Raw genomic sequence first — 20241 nt, forward strand, 5'->3', positions numbered from 1 at the left:
AATGAGATACCCGGAAATAGTCACTATTCCTCTAAAAATTCATACTTAATTAATGACATTGCTGCGGTAATATGAGGCGTGATATCTGTTTCTGGCACTGGAGGGAGGATACCCAATGCCATTTTCCTGAGCGGTTCCGCAATAACCATTGAAATTATCAATTCGCTAATAAGGTTATAATCAAGTTTTTTTATTAGCCCCTGCTGATATTGGTGTTCAAGCCAATTGGCCAGAATATTCTTCCCTTTTTCAATACCACCTTGCTGATATTTATCCAGCAGTATTTCACGATAAGGAAAATCAGATTGTAGTAACTTAAATAAACCTACAGAATCTGAAGATAATGATTCCTTGGCCATTTCACCTAAATATATTTTCATTAGTTTGATGACTTGCTGAGAGTTATTGGGCTTTTTCTTAAAGGCGGGGGTAAAATTATCTGCCCAGCGCATGACAACTTGTTCCATCAGGTTTTCTCGATTTGTGACGAAACGGTATAGTGTTTTTTTGGCAATGCCCGCTTTTTTGGCAACCACATCCATCGTTGTAGTTATATATCCTTGATTAATAAGAAGTGAAAGAGTGATATCATGAATTTTTTGGCGTATTTCCTGCTCTGGAATTGTAGGGCGGCCTCTTGGACGTGAATGATTTTCTGCCATTTTAGCACCTTATGAGTTGTGAATATTTGTACCGCATTGGCGTGATTCCATTAAGAAACAGAAATTACTGATTTAAATTTAAATGGATAACTAAATCACTCCCCACCAAATACAGAACTCACCGTATCTTGTCAATAATAATATTTATAAATTATTATTTATTTAAATGAGTTATTAATAATTGTGAAAATAAAATGGAATGAAAAATCACTTCTATCATGACACTTATTTTTTATTACTTTCATTAATATTTATAACTTACCCTTTTTAATTAATTAGTCCCATAACGAGTGCTATCAGGGGCTTAAGTTCCCCCTTAACTATGTGATTTTCTTCACAGGACGGCATTTTTCGTCAAATTTTGTTAGTAAAAGGTTTTTTTAGATCTTAATATCCCCTTTGCTTGTTACAAATTTAACATTTAAGTAACGAAAGCGTGTAAAAAAACGCTACCACCTGATTATTGATTCTGGGAAAAGTAACTTCTTAGAGAGTGCATTTTTTTGCGGTGGCGCAAAAAATAACAACATTAATGAGGATCATGATAATGATAAAACACAACGCAATAGCAATGGCAATTCCGGTACTTCTTCTCACTGGGGCAGTAAATGCCGCTGAAATTTATAATAAAGATGGTAATAAAATTGATTTATATGGAAAAGCAGAAGCCCAGAGAACATTCTCCAAATCAAGTAAAGAAACTGGTGATAGCTCTGTTGCCCGTATAGGTATCAGGGGTTCAACCCAAGTGACAGATAAACTGTCTGGCTTTGGACGCTGGGAATTCAACATGGGTGCTAATGGTGTGGAAACGGAAAGTGGTAAAAATGCCAGAACACGTCTAGCCTTCGTTGGTTTTAAACTTGACGAATACGGTTCGTTGGATTACGGCCGTAACTTTGGTGTCGTTTATGATGCTAACGCATGGACAGATGTATTGCCCGTATTTGGTGGCGACTCTATGGCGGCAACCGATAATTTCATGATGGGGCGTTCGACAGGGCTGTTAACATACCGTAATACTGACTTTTTTGGTTTGGTGAATGGTTTGAATTTTGCCTTGCAGTATCAAGCTAAAAATGATGGTGGTACTAAAAATAGCCGTAGTGATGTTTCAAGGCAGAATGGTGATGGTTTTGCTCTGTCTAGCTCCTATGATTTTGGTAATGGTTTTAGTCTTGGTGGGTCATACGGTAACTCTAACCGTACTTCAGCACAAAAGTTGGGTGCTGATAAAGCCAAAGTTCTTGCTAAAGGGAATAAGGCTGAAGCATGGCTTGTTTCTGCTAAGTATGACAAGAATAACGTTTACCTGGCAGCCATGTACGGAGAAGCTCATAACTTGACCCGATTTGGTAGCTCTGTAAATGATTACACTATGTTTGCCAATAAGACACAAAACTTTGAGCTGACAGCTCAGTATCTGTTTGATTTTGGTCTGCGCCCATCTATCGGCTATGTCTATTCCAAAGGTAAAAATTTGGGCAAAGACTTGCCTGTCAGCAGTGTGGGAACAGACAAAGGGTCTGAAGATTTAGTGAAATATATTTCAGTTGGTGCGTCTTACAACCTCAACAAAAATATGCGTACTTACGCTGAATATCAATTTAATTTGTTGAAGAATAATGAATTTACTAAAACAACTAAGATCAACACTGACGATGTGTTTGGTGTCGGTTTGGTTTATCAGTTCTGATTGAGATAAATGTCAGTTGAAAAAATAGTACGTTGTTATTTCATCGAACTGCCTCAATGGGTGTGATCATCGTAGGCAGTTCGATTGAACTTTCTTTCTGGAAAATTAACTTTCTGCTTCACCACCCAATGCATCAATAGTGTTCTTGATTAGCGCACTGAGTTCACCCGTCATTAAGGTAAAGTCTGCGTCAAATCGTTGGGCAACATCTTCACGATCAATATCATCATTTTGATCACGTAAGGTTTCACAGAATTTGATGCGCTTAAGAGAACCATCATCTGACAGCATGAATTGAATTCGTTCTTCCCAATCTAATGCCAGTTTGGTGACGTATTTGCCTGACTCAATGTGCGTAGCGATTTCGTCTGATACTAATTCCTGCTTCTTACAACGGATAACACCACCGTCTTCCAGAATCGCTTTTAGTTCTGCTTCATCCATCAGAGCATAACCTGTAGGCAGGTTACCTGAACGTACCCATTCGGTTAAAGTCAACTCAATAGGATCGGTGAATGTCAACGGGACAACCGGCAATGATCCCAGCGTTTTTCGCAGTAATGCCAGATTATCTTCGGCGCGTTTTGCACTAGCGGCGTCAACAATGATCAGATGGTTAACGGTATCTATCCAGATATATGTCTGGCTGAAACGGCTGAATGCCCTTGGCAGCAGAGTGTGGAGCACTTCATCTTTCAGCGAGTCTTTTTCTGTTTTTTTCAGTTTACGGTGCTGTTCACCTTCCAAACGAGTTATTTTGGCCTGTAATTCCTGCTTAATTACAGGAGAAGGCAACATTTTTTCTTCCTTACGCGCACAAATCAGGATCTGATTACCAGAAGCATGAGTTAACGTTTCACTGTGGGAACCCATCGGAGAAACCCAGCCGGTTTTCATCATATCTTGACTGCCACACGGGGTGAATGCCAATGAGCTTAATTGTTTTTCCAGTTCATCCGCAGAAAGTGCGATCTCTCTGTTTAAACGATAAATCATTAAATTCTTAAACCATAACATGCAATTACCCCATATTTTTGCGCATCGTGACAACGGTCATCTTAAAATATAAGGGAGCATAATAACGAATCATGTGATGAAGCCCTAGAACTTCGTCAGCTTCATATAATAACTTGCGTATTTTCATATAATAACAAGCGTCATCGTGCTGAATAAAAAAGGTAAGCTATGCGTATAGGTATTGATCTCGGTGGTACCAAGATTGAAGTGATCGCATTGGGCGATCAGGGGGACGAGTTATTTCGCAAACGGGTGGATACCCCTCGTAATGACTATCAAAAAACACTGGCAGCCATTGTCGGGTTGATTGCTGATGCGGAACAGGTAACCGGGCAGCAGGGAACTGTGGGGATTGGAATACCCGGTGCTATTTCGCCTTTTACCGGAAAAGTGAAAAATGCCAACTCAGTCTGGATGAATGGCCAAATATTGGATAAGGATATTGCCGCTTTGCTGGGACGTGAAGTGCGTATCGCCAACGATGCAAACTGTCTGGCAGTATCAGAAGCGACGGATGGTGCAGGAGCAGGAATGCCAATGGTATTTGCTGTCATCATTGGAACGGGTTGCGGTTCTGGGATTGCATTTGAGAGTAGAGTACATGCGGGCGGAAATGGTCTGTCTGGGGAGTGGGGGCATAATCCGTTACCTTGGATGGATGAGGAAGATCGGTTATATCAGGCTGAAGTTTCTTGTTTTTGCGGTAAGCCGGGATGTACTGAAACATTTGTGTCCGGGACTGGGTTCATGACTGATTACTTCCGCCTGAGTGGAGAGCATAAAAAAGGTCATGAAATTATGGAAGCGTTGGTACAGGGAGATGAGTTTGCAGAATTGGCGATGCGCCGTTATGAAAGACGCCTGGCACGGGCTTTGGCACAAGTGATTAATTTATTTGATCCGGATGTGATCGTACTGGGTGGTGGAATGAGTAATGTTGATCGCCTTTATCAGACTCTGCCTGATTTAGTCAAAGAGTGGGTTTTTGGTGGGGAGTGTGCCACTCCGATAAGGAAAGCACTGCATGGTGATTCCAGTGGTGTGCGTGGGGCAGCGTGGTTGTGGCCTCAGCAATAACGCAATATTTCTATCAACACTAACAGTCACAAACTGAAGCAGTCTGAATTCAATTCCCGTCGGTCTCAAATTGTGTGCAGTAATGAGCGAAAGTTGCTCACTACTGCACACAATTTGAAAGATAAGCACTCATGATAGGTGGCTTCTATTTTTGCCTGCATTATTTCTGCTACAGATAAAGCAACATGATTTTATTAAAAATTAACTTAATTTAAATTTATTATTTAATCAAGTAATTATATTTTCATGTTACCCGTAATAAGAAGAATAATAAAACAATCCATTCATGTTGTTTATAAGCTTAGCTTTATTTGCAAATAAAAATATATTTATTTTTTAATGAAATAAATATCACATTTGACTTTAAATTTATTAATTATTTAGGTGGTAAAAAATACGAACTATTAAATAAAGTCGGATATAAAACGAATAAGGAAAATAATTTTTTTGTCATATGCATGGTATGGCAGTCATGGAAAAAACAAAAAAATCCGCGATTTTGTGATGAAAATCACATGCAATTGTAATAATTTGTCTAAATATTTATGTTAATGTGGTTTTCTTCACGAAATGCACTGTTTTTTTAGGTTATTATTAATATGTGTAATAAACTAATTTTAGCATATTGAAGAGATTAAATTTAATTCCTTGAACATTTTTTACTGTGCAAAAATAAGACCAGATTCTGTTTCATCTAATTTGGCTGATTCACTTTATATTGATGTTAATAAAACTCTCTATGGGAAGAAGTAATAAAGATAATTTTAAATAGCATTCAAAATTTGTCATTTTTTTGAGCGATTACCTTTTAGCAGAAAGATCGAGACGGGCATTTATTACCCTCTATCTAATAGATTTCAAGTTGCAGCTTAGTCTGCGATAAGGCGATGTTCTGTCTGAAAGAAAATTAAATTTAATATTTGATGGGTGTCTTATTATGAAAAACATGAAGCCGTTGGCTGTTTTAATTGGGTTATTGGTGATGTCGGGCAGCGCCAATGCCGTTACGGTATACAACGATAAAGGCAGCAAGGTCGATTTGAACGGTCAGTTTCGTATGAAAGCGACAGTGACCAGCCAGGATCGCGATATTCTTATTAAAGATGATGGTAGCCGTATCGGTTTCAGTGGCAGCCATAAATTTACTGACGAAATCTCAGTATTTGGCAAAATGGAATGGGGTTCTGACACCCAAAAAACCAACAGTGAAAATAACAATACGAGCTTCGAAATGTATAATCGCGTTGGTTATATCGGTGCTTCTCATCGTGACTTTGGTGAGGTACGGGTTGGCCGTACTTATATTCCCATCGACTGGGTGAAAAAATCCAGCTATGGCTATGGTAATACAGGCGTATTTTACTTTAGCGATGTATTGAGTAGCACGACGGGTTATAGTAAAGGTGGCGTTGGTAAGAATAACTTTATGACGCGTTTGCCTCAAACCATTTTTTTTCAGACTCAAAGTTATGAAGGTTTCAAACTGGCTGCAACTTACAGCGGTAAATCCGGCTCTGATAAAGAGCGTGTTCATGGTGATATTCGCCACGCTTACTCGCTGGTAGGTTTCTATAAATCGAACGTTGGTCTGGAAGTGAATGCGGGTTACTCTCAGGCTACGGGCGAGAGAAAAAAAGAAGACAATGGCAAAGACGCTGGATTAGCTTCCCCACAAGATAGCTTACTGGCCTTTGGCATGGAATATTATTTCCCAGGCCGTGAATTCTCTATTGGTCTGGATTATGGATTGGCACGCTCCAAAAACTCCAGCTTAGTGTACAACGAAAGCAATGGTAAAGGCTTGAAAGAAAAGTCAGTCAAAGGTGACTGGAAAGCAAACTTGTATGGTCTGGGCGGTAAGTGGCACTGGGATAAAATCGGTAGTGGCATGTACGCAGGATATTACCTGCGTGATGGGGATGCCAATACATTCAACTATAAAAAACAGACTTACACGGTCGGTTTAGACAAACGTTTTAATGTTTCTAAGTACAATAATAGCCTGCTACTGTTTGTGGAAACAGCATATGATGATGCTCGTAGCGACAATCCGGCTTACAAAGACAAGAAACAAGTCATTCTGGGAACAGGGGCACGTTTGTTTTTTTAGATAATATTGCATAGAGGGCCTGATTCAGGCTCTCTTGTCATCCTTCTACTCTTATCTTCTTTCTATTATGGGGGCATAGCACAGTGAAAAATATATTGAAAGTCTCAACATTGGCAATGTTGGTTGCATTCAATGTCAATGCGGCTACCGTCGATTTACGGGTGATGGAAACCTCGGATATTCACAGCAACCTGATTGATTTCGATTATTTTAAAGATAAAACCACTGAGCAATTTGGCTTGGTTCGTACAGCAAATTTAATCAGGGCAACCAAGGCTGAAGCAACCAATGTGATTTTGGTTGATAACGGTGACTTGATCCAAGGCAGCCCTCTTGCGGATTACATGGCGGCAAAAGGGCTGCAACAAGGAGATGTTCATCCGGCTCACAAGTTGATGAACACAATGGGCTATACCGTGGGTAACTTTGGTAACCATGAATTCAATTTTGGGTTGGACTACCTGAAACAGGCCATTGCTGGTGCCAAGTTCCCCTATATCAACGCCAATGTTATGGATGCTAAAACCGGCAAAAACTACTTCACACCTTACATTATCGTTGATACCTCTGTTAAAGATCGAGAAGGCAAAGAGCATACCATTAAGATCGGTTATATCGGTTTTGTTCCGCCACAAATCAGCATATGGGACAAAGCAAATCTGGATGGCAAAGTTGTCGTCAATGACATTACCGAAACCGCGAAAAAATTTGTTCCTCAAATGAAAAAAGAGGGTGCTGACCTGATTATCGCCATTCCGCACTCTGGTTTCTCGCAAGAGCCTTACAAAGCGATGGCAGAAAACTCCGTTTACTATCTGAGTGAAGTGCCGGGCATTAACGCTATCTTGTTTGGTCATTCTCATGGTGTTTTCCCAACCAAGGAATATGCAGGGATCAAAGGCGTTGATGTTGCCAATGGAACAGTCAATGGCATTCCTGCTGTGATGCCGGGACAGTGGGGTGACCATTTGGGTGTGGTTGATATGGTGATCAATAACGGCAATGGTGAGTGGAAAGTTGAATCTGCTAAAGCAGAAGCCCGTCCTATCTATGATAAAATCCAGAAAAAAGCACTGGTCGAGCGCGATAATCAACTGGCCTCCATCATTGACAAAGAACATCAGGGAACCCGCGATTTCGTTGGTAAGTTCATCGGCAAAGCTTCTGCCAACATGTACAGCTATCTGGCTTTGATTCAGAGTGATCCGACCGTCCAGATCGTCAATGACGCACAGGTGGATTACACCAAACGCTTCATTCAGGGTGATCCAAATCTGGAAGACATTCCAGTCTTGGCGGCGGCAGCGCCGTTTAAAACGGGCGGCCGTAAAAATGCACCGGCTGACTTTGTAGAAGTGGAAAAAGGTGACCTGACTTTCCGTAATGCCGCTGACCTGTATCTCTACCCAAATACGCTGGTAGTAGTGAAAGCAACAGGCTCTGACGTTGTTGAATGGCTGGAGTGCTCCGCGGGCATGTTTAATCAGATCAACCCGACTTCGACCAAACCGCAAGAGTTGCTGAACTGGGATGGCTTCCGAACCTATAACTTCGATACCATCACCGGAGTTAACTATAAGATAGATCTCACCCAGCCAGCGAAATACGACACAGATTGTCAGCTCGTCAACAAAGGCGCTAACCGCATCAAAGACGTGACCTATCAGGGCAAGCCGATTGATCCGAAAGCCACTTTCCTGATTGCCACCAATAACTACCGTGGTTACGGTGGTAAATTCGCGGGAACGGGTGAAGATCACATTGCATTTGCTTCACCGGATGAAAATCGTACCATTTTGGCTTCTTATATCTCCAGAATCACCAAAGAGAAAGGTGTGGTATCAACACAGGCTGAAAATAACTGGTCATTCCTGCCAATCAAAACAGAGACAAAACTGGATGTACGCTTTGAAACTTCTCCAACCGAGAAAGCAGCGAAATTCATCCAAGAACACGCTCAATACCCAGTGAAATACCTGAAAAATGATGATATCGGCTTTGCTCTCTATCAAATTGATCTGACAGAGAAAAAGTAAATCTTAGCTGTATTGATGCCTGCTCCTTAAAGCCTTTTGGGGCAGGCGGATTATTGATCTGATGATGGACTTATTGCTATGCGTTTTCTAACACGGTTACCTTTCCTAAAAACAGTATCTCTCGTTTTTGCGTTAATGGCGGCAGGATGTGCCACTGCGCCCGACACTACTCCCGACACTACTCCCGACACTACGTCACTATTGAAAGCCCAATCTAATCTGGCTGGCGGTGCTTCCTGCATTGTGCCTGAACAGCCAACGGCCAATTACGATTATGATGCCAAAACTGATCACTATGGCCAAAACGACAGGGCTTCGACTGATTATTTTAAATTGGCAATCAACTACTCCCCTGCATTTTGTGATTATAAAAAGAAGAAAATCAAAAAATTGCAGCACGAAAATCAGGAAGAAAAAGCCCAGCGTGAATATGAAAAAATTGCGCTGCAATGTTTCTCTGACAATAAATTTGGCTGGATACTACATGGCCTGTGGGCGGAGAGCTGCGATGGTAAATCGATGGAAGAGTGCCGCGATTGGTCAGATATCCGAAAACATCCTCGCTTGTGCAAAGGCGACTTGCCAGCACTGGATTACCAAATTATCAAACCGTACCTGTGTACCTCTCCCGGCATAGATTTACTGCAAGGTGAATGGGAGAAACATGGCGTCTGTGCCTTTGAAACTCCCACTCAATTCTTTAGCAAACAGCAAAAACTATTCGACGAACTGGTCTTGCCGGAAGGGCGTTCATCCAATAAGAAGCTGATTAAATTCCTGCAGGCACATAATCCAGTATTGAAAGGCAAACATATCCAAATTAGCCACGACGAATTCTATATCTGTTATAGCAAGAATTTTGAAGTGATTGATTGCCCACGGCCTGAACATTAAGAGATAGCAACATGAATTATAAATATAAATTACTTCCGATTGCGATTGGCGCAGCTTTGTTAGCGGGATGTACAACTAAACCCGTTCATGACCGGGCAAATGTGGTGGATGTCCGGGTTTTGGGGTTGAATGATTTTCATGGGGCATTGAAAGCGCCGGGCTCTAATCAACCGGGTGGCATTGAACATATGTCTACCTTGATTAAGGAACTGAAAAAAGAGAATCCGAATAATATTGTGGTAGCCGCAGGCGATATGATCGGCGCCAGCCCGCTGCTTTCCTCCATGTTCCATGATGAACCAAGTATCGAAGCTTTGTCCCTTGCCGGATTGGAAGCGACTTCTGTCGGTAACCATGAATTCGACAAAGGTAAGGAAGAACTACTGCGTAAGCAAAATGGCGGTTGTCATCCGGTGACAGGCTGTCAGGGGCCAACACCGTTTAAGGGAGCAGATTTCCAATACCTGTCTGCCAATGTCACCGTGAATGAAACGGGCAAAACCCTTTTCCCTGAATACGTAATTAAAGAATTTGAGGGAATTCCGGTTGCTTTCATCGGGCTGACGCTGGAAGGAACGCCTGCCATTGTGACTCCACAAGGTACAGCAGGATTAAGTTTTGCCAATGAAGTCAAAACCATTAACGCCTTAGTGCCGGAATTGCAGAAAAAAGGCGTGAAAGCGATTGGGGTATTGATCCACGAAGGAGCAGCTCAGAAACGCGATGGAGAACGCATTGATGTCAACGCCTGTAATGATGTGACAGGCAAGGTATTGGAAGTCGTCAATCATCTGGATAAAGAAGTGGATTTTGTCATCAGCGGTCACACCCATCAGGCCTACAACTGCGTGATTAATGGTAAGTCCGTCACTTCCGCTCAATCCAATGGCGCACTGATCACCAAGTTGGATCTGAAATTGGATAAAGCCACAAAAGATGTGGTGAACTTCAAAGCGGAAAATATTTGGGTCGATGACCGTAAATACGGTAAAGATCCAAAAATAACTGAATTACTGGCATCCTATGAAAAAATTGCCACACCGCTGGCAAACCGCGTTATTGGTAAATTGGAAAGCAATCTGACCAAGCAATTGACTCAGGGTGGAGAATCATCGTTGGGTAAAGTGATTGCGGATGCGCATTTATATTCGACAACGGCAAAAAAAGATGGCGGAGCACAAATCGCCTTTGTCAATAATGGTGGCATTCGTGCACCTATGGATGCGGGCGATGTAACTTATAACGCGATTTATACCGTTCAACCATTCTCCAATATGATGGTAACTAAGACACTGACCGGCGAACAAATTAAACGTCTGCTGGAACAGCAATGGGATCGCACACGCCCGCAAATTTTGGCGGTGTCACATAGTTTTCAATATTCATGGGACAGCCGCAGGCCTGTGGGTGATCGCGTGATGGTTAATTCGATGAAAATCAATGGTAAGCCGGTTGATTTACAAACGAAATACCGTGTGGCAGCCAATGAATATCTGGCGACAGGAGGAAGTAGTTTTTCTGTATTTAAAGAAGGAACCGATCCTGTATATAACGTGCCGGATATTGATGCAGTCGTTAAATATTTCACGGAAAAATCCCCAATCTATTACCCAAAACAGGATCGGATTATCGATCTCGGTGCAAAATAATGTGACAGCGGTACAAGATAACGCAAATCACAGTAGATAAAACAAGCAGATCAAAGATATTGTAACGGGTGTTTGATCCTGATCAGAAATGCAACGTTAATTATTATGCGTTGCATTTCTTCATTGGAATAAAGTTTAAGTTTAAAGCGCATTCTAATTACTCGAAGATATTACTCAATGTAGTAATCTTCATATCAGTAATGGTCATAAGGTGATAGTGATATATGTAATCGTTATTCAATAATAAAAATAGTTATGGAGACCGCTAATATGCAAAATATGCTGGTAAGGATAATAAAAAATAAGACTGTAAAAATATTATTCTGTTCTTTAAGCTTAATATTGGGAAGTGCCACTTTCTCTTATGCGGCGGTTGTCCCGCCCAATATACAATTGGCGGATAAGCAAGAAATTACCCGTAATAATTTTTCTGAGCCCGGTTCTTTAGATCCGCATAAATCTGAAGGCAGCAGTGAATTTGATATTTTATATGATTTTTTTGAGCGTCTGGTTGCTACGGATAAAGAAGAAAATATTATCCCTGCCTTGGCTGAACGCTGGGAAACTAAAGATAATAAAACGTGGATCTTCCACTTAAGAAAAGGGATTAAATGGTCTGACGGTACATCGATTACGGCCCATGATGTGGTGTTTTCTTTCCGTCGGTTGGTCACACCTGATACGACTTCGCCTTACGGCAGCTATCTGATCCAAGCTACGGTTGTGAATGCCCATGATGTCTTATCAGGTAAGAAAAAACCTGAAGAACTGGGTGTAAAAGCACTGGATGATGAAACGGTAGAAATTGCACTGGAAAGGCCAAAAGCGGGTTTTCTGAATATGTTGGCACACCCTGTGATGTCTCCCGTCAGTGAAAAGATTATCAAAAAATATGGCAGTAAATGGACGCAGCCACAATATTTTGTCAGTAATGGGCCTTTTAAACTCTCTGAATGGATTGTGAATGAAAAGATTGTCGGTGTCAGAAACTCTTATTATTGGGATGATAAAAATACTGTAATTAATAAAGTCACTTACTTGCCATTATCAGCTTATAAAGCTGACTTTAATCGCTATATGACTGGAGAGATTGATATATCCAACGGTGGGCCATCAGAATTTTTGCCAATGGTTAAGGAGAAATTTGGCGATCAATTGCATGTCAAACCTATATTGGGAGTCTACTATTATCTGTTCAATACGCAAAGGCCGCCATTTAATGATATTCGGGTCAGAAAAGCGCTGGCTTTAGCACTGAATAGGAGCATTATTACTGACAAAATATTGGGTAATGGTCAAAAACCTACTTATGATGTCGTGTTTCCGGGTACTGGTGGCATTTATTTAAAGCATCCTGATTATGCCTCATGGACACAGGAGCAGCGTGTTGAAAAGGCAAAAGAATTATTGAATGAAGCGGGTTTTAATAAAAATAATCCGCTTAAGTTTACCCTGCTGTATAACACTTCTGATAGCCATAAAAAAATTGCCATTGCTGCCAGCTCGGAGTGGAAAAAGCATCTTGGTGTAGAAGTTATTTTGCAAAATCAAGAAAGTAAAACACAGAATGATACTATGGCTCAAGGCGACTTCGAAGTGACGAGATACGCATGGAATGCGGATTATAGTAGCCCGACCAGCTTTTTAGATATCTTTACTTCAGAAAATACCAATAACTATATGAGATATCAAAATAAGAAATTTGATCAATGGGTTTTAAAAGCAGATGAAACTAACGAACCAGCCGATTATCAACAGGCAATTGATATTCTTAATAAAGAATTTCCTGCTATTCCGGTTTATTATTATGTCCGTGTTAAATTAATTAAGCCTTATATTGGTGGCGTTCATATTGATTCAGTGGGACATATTTCGACAAAAAAACTTTATATTATAAAACACTAGTTGTTTCGATAAAAAGAGTCTATTTAAATAGGATTTTTTTAGTTAATGAAGTTAATTAAATTAGTGAGTTAGATGAAAATGGTAACGTAATGTAATAACAAAAACAGCAATTTATGGAGGTTAAAGATATGAAGAAAATAATGGCAAGTTTAATTAAAAATAAAATCACCCAAATACTTACCTGTTCGATAGGAATACTATTAACAAATATCGTACCATCCCATGCCGCAGTCGTTCCCCCGGGTACACAATTAGCTGAAAAACAGGAGATCGTACGTAATAATGGTGCTTTCCCTGCTTCTTTGGATGTACATAAAGTAGAAAGTAATGTTGAGCTGAATATTATCCATGATTTTTTTGATGGTTTAGTTTACACCGATAGTAAAGGCAAGATTATTCCCAGACTGGCTGAACGCTGGGAAACAAACGATAACCAAACATGGATTTTCCATTTAAGAAAAGGAGCTAAGTGGTCTGATGGCACACCGATTACCGCCCATGATGTGGTATTTAGCTGGCGGCGTTTACTTGATCCAACAATGGGTTCCCCTTATGGCAGCTATCTTGGAACTGCCCATGTCGTTAATGCAAACGACGTATTGTCAGGTAAGAAAAAAGCAGAAGAACTTGGTACTAAAGCGCTGGATGATTTCACTCTGGAAGTAAAACTCGATAAACCCGTGGCTTATTTCTTGCAGATGCTAACCCACCCGATTCTGGTTCCTATTAATGAAAAAATAGTCAAAAAATACGGCGATAAATGGACACATCCAGATACTTTTGCTGGCAGTGGTGCTTTTAAACTGTCGGAATGGAAAGTGAATGAAAATGTTATTGGCATCAGAAATACCCATTACTGGGATAATCAAAATACTGTAATTAATAAAGTCACTTATCTTTCCCTCACATCAGAGAAATCAGATTTAAACCGTTATCTCGCTGGTGAAATTGATATTACTTTTACCATTCCCTTGGATTCCTTTACATCATCAAAGAAAACATTGAGTGATCAGGTTCATGTTGACCCGATGCTAAGCACTTACTATTACGTCTTTAACACTAAAAAACCGCCATTTGATGATGTCAGAGTCAGAAAGGCACTAAGTTTAGCCATAGACAGAGATGTGATTGCTGACAAAGTATTGGGCATGGGGCAACTCCCCGCTTACGATATTCTTCCTCCTAATATTGGCGGGATCACATTAACTCCGCCAGAATATGCCTCATGGTCACAAAAGAAACGGATTAAAAAAGCCAAAGAACTCTTGAATGAAGCGGGTTTTAACGAGAAAAATCCCCTTAAATTTGACGTACTTTATAACACGAAAGAATCACATAAAAAGATTGCTATTGCTGTCACATCAATGTGGAAACAGAACTTAGGTGTTCAAGCCAACTTACAAAACCAAGAGTGGAAAGTGATGTTGGATAATATGCACCAGAATAAGTTTGACGTCGTCAGATACGCATGGACAGCGGATTATAACAGCCCAATGTCTTTCTTGGATACCTTTCTGACAGGTAGTAGCCATAATATCCCACTATATGAAAATAGTGAATTTGATCAGATGGTAATTAAAGCAGGCGAAACTAATGATATTGCTTCTTATCAGAAGGCTATGAATATTTTTAACAATGATGTGCCTGTCATACCTGTTTATTACTATGTCACTAATCGCATGGTTAAACCTTACGTCGGTGGGCTGTATGTTAGCCCAATGGATTATATTTCAACGAAAAATCTTTACATTATTAAGCATTAGATAAATTTTGACGAAATAACACCGATTATGGAGAAAAAACATGATTAACCTCATAAACACACCTAAAAAAATAAAATTATTATCCTGTGCCATGGCATTAATATTGGGAAATATCACATTATCTCATGCTGCGGTGGTTCCTGAGGGAACAAAACTGGCCGCTAAGCAAGAGATTGTACGTAATAATGGTGCAGAGCCGGCTTCTTTGGATATACATAAAGTTTCAAGTGATGTTGAATTTAATATTATCAGCGACTTTTTTGAGGGCTTAATCAATATCAATAGGCAAGGAAATATTGAGCCAAGATTAGCAACTAGTTGGGAAACCAATGATAATAAAACATGGATTTTTCATTTAAGAAAAGATATCAAATGGTCAAATGGTTCACCTATTACGGCTCATGATGTGGTTTTCAGTTGGCGGCGTCTGATTACTCCAGATACAGTTTCTCCTTATGGTAGTTATATTGAAAGTGCTTCTGTAATAAATGCAAATGAAGTATTGATAGGTAAGAAAAAACCAGAGGAACTTGGGGTAAAAGCTCTGGATGACATGACGGTAGAAGTGAGGCTAGATAAGCCTGTCGGCGATTTTTTACAGATGCTGGGCCATCCTGTTATGTTTCCAATCAGTGAAAAGGCAGTAAAGGAATATGGCGATAAATGGACTAGGCCGGAAGTATTTGTGGGTAGTGGGCCATTTAAACTCTCTGAATGGATCGTAAATGAAAAGATAGTAGGAGTCAGAAACCCCAAATATTGGGATGATAAAAATACAGTGATTAATAAAGTGACCTATCTTCCTTTATCTTCGGAGAAAGCAGATTTAAACCGTTATCTTGCAGGAGAAATAGATATTACCAATACTATTGCAGCAGAATCTTTTCCATCATTAAAGAAATCATTACCTGATCAGGTAATGATTTCTCCCAAATCAACAGTATATTTCTATGAGTTTAATAATAAAAAGCCGCCATTTAATGATGTCAGAGTCAGACAGGCGCTAAGCTTAGCTGTGGATCGAGATATTATTGTTAATAAGATATTGGGGCAGGGACAATTACCTGCCTATATTATGCTTACGCCAGATATTGGGGGCTTCAACTTTAAACAACCTGATTATGCTTCATGGACACAGGCGCAACGTATCTCTAAGGCCAAAGAATTATTAAATGAAGCTGGATTTAATCAAAAAAATCCCCTTACATTTAATCTACTTTATAATACTCAGGAAGGACATAAAAAAATTGCCATTGCTATTTCTTCAATGTGGAAAAAAAATCTTGGTGTGAATGCCGTTTTGCAGAATCAAGAATGGAAAGTCATGTTGGATAATATGCAGCAAGGAAAATTTGATGTTATCCGGCGGGCATGGGTTGCTGATTATAATAGCCCGATGACATTCTTATCTATATTTTCATTAAATAACATAAAAAATACATCTCTGTATGAAAATAATGAGTTCTCTAATATATTAGAGAAAGCAGGTGAGGTTAATTCTAAAGATTATTATCAGCAGGCATCTGATATATTAACAAAAGACATGCCAGCTATTCCTATTTACTTCTATGTTAATCATAAAATGGTTAAACCTTATGTTGGCGGATTTTTCGTTAACACAAGGGGAGAGTTTTTTACAAAAGATCTTTATATTATTGAGCATTAAATGTGTAAAGAGATAAGAGCCTGTATCAGCAGGCTCTAATTATCAATAGTGTTATGATTATTTATAGTTATAATAATATTTTAATTATTTTTATTTGAAATTATAGAGAGTGAAAAATGCAACGTAATAAAGTAGGATTAACAACAAAGCAAACTATTAAAGTATTATCCTGTACTATTGCCATGACACTAGGAAGCATGACTTTATCCCATGCAGCAACTGTTCCTGCCGGTACGCAATTGGCAGATAAACAGGAGATTGTTCGTGGTAATGGCGCAGAGCCTGCTTCATTGGATGTGCATAAAGTCGAAAGCGATGTTGAATTTGCGATTATTCACGACTTTTTTGATGGGTTGGTTTATACCGATAATAAAGGCAATATTGAGCCTAGATTGGCAGAACGCTGGGAAACAAAGGATAACCAAACATGGGTTTTCCATTTAAGGAAAGGCATACAATGGTCTGATGGTACGCCAATTACAGCGCATGATGTGGTGTTTAGCTGGCGTCGTTTGATAAACCCTGACACACTTTCACCTTATGGTAGTTATCTAAGCAATGCTTCTGTGGTGAATGCCAAAGATATTTTTGCGGGCAAGAAAAAAACAGAAGAGCTGGGCATAAAAGCGCTGGATGATTTCACGTTGGAAGTGAAACTGGAGAAACCTGTTGCCGATTTATTACAGATCTTAACCCACCAAGTGATGGTTCCCATTAGTGAGAAGGCGCTTAAAAAATATGGTGATAAATGGACTCAGCCAGAGATTTTTGTCAGTAGCGGTGCTTTTAAATTGTCTGAATGGAAAGTTAATGAAAGAATTGTAGGAGTCAGAAATTCTTATTATTGGGATGACAAAAATACTGTCATTAATAAAGTGACCTTTCTGACTATTCCGGCTGAAAAAGCAGAGACAAATCGCTATTTGGCCGGTGAGATTGATATTACTAAAACCATGCCCTTGGATTCCTTTGCACAATTGAAAAAAACACTGGGTGAGCAAGTCCGTGTTTCCCCAAAATCATCGATTTATTATTATGAAATTAATAACCAACATCCGTCATTTACTGATATCAGAATCAGGCAGGCATTAAATTTAGCACTGGATAGGGATATCATTGTCGATAAGGTCTTGGGACAAGGGCAGATTCCGGCTTATGATATCATGCCGCCAAATACGGGGGGATTTGATTTTAAACATGCAGATTATGCCTCTTGGACGCAAGAACAACGTATTGCGAAAGCAAAAGAATTACTGAATGAGGCGGGTTTCAATCAAAGTAATCCACTGACTTTCAATTTACTTTATAACACCCGAGAAATGCATAAAAAATTGGCCATTACAGCAAGTTCAATGTGGAAAAAAAATCTTGGTGTGAATGCCATTTTGCAAAATCAGGAATGGAAAGTGGTGTTGGATAATATGCACAATGGAAAATTCGATCTTGCAAGAGGAGGGTGGATTGGTGACTATAATAGCCCAATGACGTTCTTGCGGATTTTTGTTTCCGGAAACTCTAATAATACGTCACAATACGCTAATGATAAGTTTGATAATTTGGTAAAAAAAGCAAGTAAAACTAACGATAAAGAAGATTATCAGCAGGCACTTGATGTTATAACCCATGATGTTCCTATTATCCCGATCTACTATCATGTTAATACAAAATTGGTGAAGCCTTATGTGGGTGGGTTTTATGTTAACCCAAGAGGAGATTTCTCCACGAAAGATCTTTATATTATCAAACACTGAATGAGTTTTAACATAAGAGCCTGTGTCTATCAGGCTCTTATTAGCTTACCTCTTCTTTCAAATAACGGCCTTACTGGTTGCATTCACTCATCATCACTACATATTTATCTATCCTTCTGAGGGGCCACTCTCGTGCAATTTTTATTTTTAAATGAAAATACCATATCAAATTGATTTTAAATTGAAAAATAAACTGAACTTTAGAAGTCATAAATAAAGTTAATCTGTTTGTAATCTATTGTGGTTGCAATTAATAATTTATTGAGTAATAAAGGAGATTAAAAAATTATTTAGAATTGAAATAAAAATGGAGGTTCAATAATAAATAACTGAAGAACATCTTATCGTTATAGGAGATTATGACATGCTAAATCGAATCATAAAAAACATTATCAAAAAATTATCTTATTCTATCAGTATCATGCTGGGCGGTATCACGCTATCTTACGCCGCCGTTATTCCACCAGATATACAATTGGCCGAAAAACAAGAGATTGTGCGTAATAATGGTTCAGAGCCGGCTTCATTGGATGTCGATAAAGTTGAAGGTAATGTAGCAATTAATATTATTAATGATTTTTTCGATACGTTGGTAAGTACAGATAAAGAAGGTAATGTCGAACCGAAACTGGCTGCAAGCTGGGAAACGAAAGATAATAAAACATGGATTTTTCATTTAAGGAAAGGGATCAAATGGTCTGATGGAACGCCAATTACGGCTCATGATGTGGTTTTCAGTTGGCGGCGTTTAACTGACCCTAAATCGCTTTCTCCCTATGGTAGCTATTTCGTTGATGCTTCTGTAGTGAATGCTAAAGAGATTTTGGCAGGGAGGAAACCAGCGGAAGAGCTTGGGGTTAAAGCATTGGATGATGCGACGCTAGAAGTAACGCTAGAAAAGCCGGTTGGCTATTTTTTACAGATGCTGGCTTTTCCCATAACAGTACCAATTAGTGAAAAGGTGGTTGAAAAATATGGGAATAAATGGACACAACCTGAATTTTTTGTTTCCAGTGGCGCTTTTAAATTAGCAGAATGGAGAGTGAATGAAAAAATTGTCGGTGTGAGAAACCCTTATTATTGGGATAATAAAAACACAGTAATCAATAAAGTCACTTATCTTCCACTTTCATCAGATATCTCAGATTTAAACCGTTATCTGGCCGATGAGATAGATATTACATTTACGATCCCATTATAAGCCTTTGCATCATTAAAAAAAAGTATAAGCTCGCAAGTTCATATTTCCCCGCTCCTTAGTACATATTACTACGCGTTCAACAACAAAAAGCCGCCATTTGATGATGTTAGAGTCAGGCAAGCACTGAGTCTTGCTTTGGATAGAGATATCATTGCGGATAAAGTTGTTGCCCAAGGCCAAATTCCTGCTTACACAATTATACCACCGGGGATCGGCGGTTTTAAGTTTAAACAGCCTGATTATGAAACATGGACACAAGCCCTACGTATTAAAAAAGCTAAGCAATTATTGAATGAGGCTGGATTTAATAAAAATAATCCTCTTAAATTTAATTTGGTTTATAACTCATCAGACATGCATAAGAAAATTGCTATTGCTGCAACTTCAATGTGGAAAAAGACTCTCGGAGTTATTGCTAATATTCAAACTGAAGAGTGGAAAGTTTTGTTGGATAACGAGCATCAGGGAAAGTTTGATGTTGTTAGAGGTGGATGGATTGGAGATTATAACAACCCAATGTCTTTTTTGAATATATTTACCACGAATCAAAGTAACAATACATCATTTTACTCCAATAAGGATTTTGATCATTGGGTAAAAAAATCGAGGGAAACTAATAAGAAAGAAGACTTTCAACAGGCTATCGATATTCTGACAGAGAATACTCCCATCGCTCCCGTTTATTATTATGTGACAGCTCAATTAGTGAAGCCTTATATTGGAGGTTATGATTCTAATCTTATTGGATTGACTTCTACGAAAGACCTTTATGTAATTAAACATTAGATTAGGAGCCTGCTTGGCAGGCTTTCCA

General features: G+C 39.3%; 12 protein-coding genes and 1 pseudogene. 11 read left to right on the forward strand and 2 right to left on the reverse strand.

The genetic code is table 11. From position 1 onward, the window contains the following. Positions 1-23: 23 nt before the first annotated feature. Entirely contained in the window at positions 24-662 is a 639-nt protein-coding gene (locus Xhom_RS44340) for a TetR/AcrR family transcriptional regulator (protein ID WP_069316884.1), read from the reverse strand. 547 nt (positions 663-1209) lie between these two features. On the opposite strand from Xhom_RS44340, the gene Xhom_RS44335 reads away from it, so the two are divergent. Next, on the forward strand, positions 1210-2358 hold the full coding sequence (locus Xhom_RS44335) for a porin (protein WP_069316883.1): 1149 nt from the start codon (positions 1210-1212) through the stop codon (positions 2356-2358). Positions 2359-2463: 105 nt separating this feature from the next. Here the strand turns inward: Xhom_RS44335 and rdgC are convergent, their stop codons facing one another. Next, positions 2464-3375 (reverse strand): recombination-associated protein RdgC, encoded by a 912-nt coding sequence (rdgC, locus tag Xhom_RS44330; RefSeq protein ID WP_069316882.1) that lies wholly within the window; start codon positions 3373-3375, stop codon positions 2464-2466. A gap of 168 nt (positions 3376-3543) precedes the next feature. Between rdgC and mak the strand changes: the two genes are divergently transcribed. The 10 genes and pseudogenes from mak (at position 3544) to Xhom_RS44280 (ending at position 20213) form a co-directional block, all read left to right on the forward strand. Next, complete coding sequence (gene mak / locus Xhom_RS44325) at positions 3544-4452, forward strand: fructokinase (RefSeq protein WP_069316881.1); 909 nt, start codon at positions 3544-3546, stop codon at positions 4450-4452. A 937-nt stretch (positions 4453-5389) separates the two neighbouring features. Then, positions 5390-6562: a porin gene (locus tag Xhom_RS44320; RefSeq protein ID WP_069316880.1), complete on the forward strand. Its 1173-nt coding sequence runs from the start codon at positions 5390-5392 to the stop codon at positions 6560-6562. 83 nt (positions 6563-6645) lie between these two features. Beyond that, a complete protein-coding gene (locus Xhom_RS44315) occupies positions 6646-8598 on the forward strand; it encodes a bifunctional 2',3'-cyclic-nucleotide 2'-phosphodiesterase/3'-nucleotidase (protein ID WP_071933876.1) in 1953 nt (650 codons plus the stop codon). 78 nt (positions 8599-8676) lie between these two features. Further along, positions 8677-9492: a ribonuclease T2 family protein gene (locus Xhom_RS44310; protein ID WP_069316879.1), complete on the forward strand. Its 816-nt coding sequence runs from the start codon at positions 8677-8679 to the stop codon at positions 9490-9492. An 11-nt stretch (positions 9493-9503) separates the two neighbouring features. Beyond that, positions 9504-11141 carry a bifunctional metallophosphatase/5'-nucleotidase gene (locus Xhom_RS44305; protein WP_069316878.1) on the forward strand — a complete coding sequence of 546 codons (1638 nt, stop codon included), beginning with the start codon at positions 9504-9506 and terminating at the stop codon, positions 11139-11141. Between the two features lie 270 nt (positions 11142-11411). After that, positions 11412-13046 (forward strand): ABC transporter substrate-binding protein, encoded by a 1635-nt coding sequence (locus tag Xhom_RS44300; RefSeq protein WP_232326110.1) that lies wholly within the window; start codon positions 11412-11414, stop codon positions 13044-13046. Positions 13047-13174: 128 nt separating this feature from the next. Continuing rightward, positions 13175-14809, forward strand: coding sequence for an ABC transporter substrate-binding protein (locus tag Xhom_RS44295; protein WP_069316877.1), 1635 nt, complete (start codon positions 13175-13177; stop codon positions 14807-14809). Positions 14810-14849: 40 nt separating this feature from the next. Further along, entirely contained in the window at positions 14850-16475 is a 1626-nt protein-coding gene (locus Xhom_RS44290) for an ABC transporter substrate-binding protein (protein ID WP_069316876.1), read from the forward strand. Between the two features lie 116 nt (positions 16476-16591). Next, positions 16592-18226: an ABC transporter substrate-binding protein gene (locus tag Xhom_RS44285; protein WP_069316875.1), complete on the forward strand. Its 1635-nt coding sequence runs from the start codon at positions 16592-16594 to the stop codon at positions 18224-18226. Between the two features lie 364 nt (positions 18227-18590). Then, a pseudogene (locus Xhom_RS44280) lies at positions 18591-20213 on the forward strand (ABC transporter substrate-binding protein). Positions 20214-20241: the final 28 nt, after the last annotated feature.

The organism is Xenorhabdus hominickii, assembly GCF_002632725.1.
GTDB lineage: Bacteria > Pseudomonadota > Gammaproteobacteria > Enterobacterales > Enterobacteriaceae > Xenorhabdus > Xenorhabdus hominickii.

Coding starts and splice junctions, on each gene's coding strand:
- Xhom_RS44340 (WP_069316884.1), bottom strand. CDS start 662: ATGGCAGAAAATCATTCACGTCCAAGAGGCCGCCCTACAATTCCAGAG.
- Xhom_RS44335 (WP_069316883.1), top strand. CDS start 1,210: ATGATAAAACACAACGCAATAGCAATGGCAATTCCGGTACTTCTTCTC.
- rdgC (WP_069316882.1), bottom strand. CDS start 3,375: ATGTTATGGTTTAAGAATTTAATGATTTATCGTTTAAACAGAGAGATC.
- mak (WP_069316881.1), top strand. CDS start 3,544: ATGCGTATAGGTATTGATCTCGGTGGTACCAAGATTGAAGTGATCGCA.
- Xhom_RS44320 (WP_069316880.1), top strand. CDS start 5,390: ATGAAAAACATGAAGCCGTTGGCTGTTTTAATTGGGTTATTGGTGATG.
- Xhom_RS44310 (WP_069316879.1), top strand. CDS start 8,677: ATGCGTTTTCTAACACGGTTACCTTTCCTAAAAACAGTATCTCTCGTT.
- Xhom_RS44305 (WP_069316878.1), top strand. CDS start 9,504: ATGAATTATAAATATAAATTACTTCCGATTGCGATTGGCGCAGCTTTG.
- Xhom_RS44300 (WP_232326110.1), top strand. CDS start 11,412: ATGCAAAATATGCTGGTAAGGATAATAAAAAATAAGACTGTAAAAATA.
- Xhom_RS44295 (WP_069316877.1), top strand. CDS start 13,175: ATGAAGAAAATAATGGCAAGTTTAATTAAAAATAAAATCACCCAAATA.
- Xhom_RS44290 (WP_069316876.1), top strand. CDS start 14,850: ATGATTAACCTCATAAACACACCTAAAAAAATAAAATTATTATCCTGT.
- Xhom_RS44285 (WP_069316875.1), top strand. CDS start 16,592: ATGCAACGTAATAAAGTAGGATTAACAACAAAGCAAACTATTAAAGTA.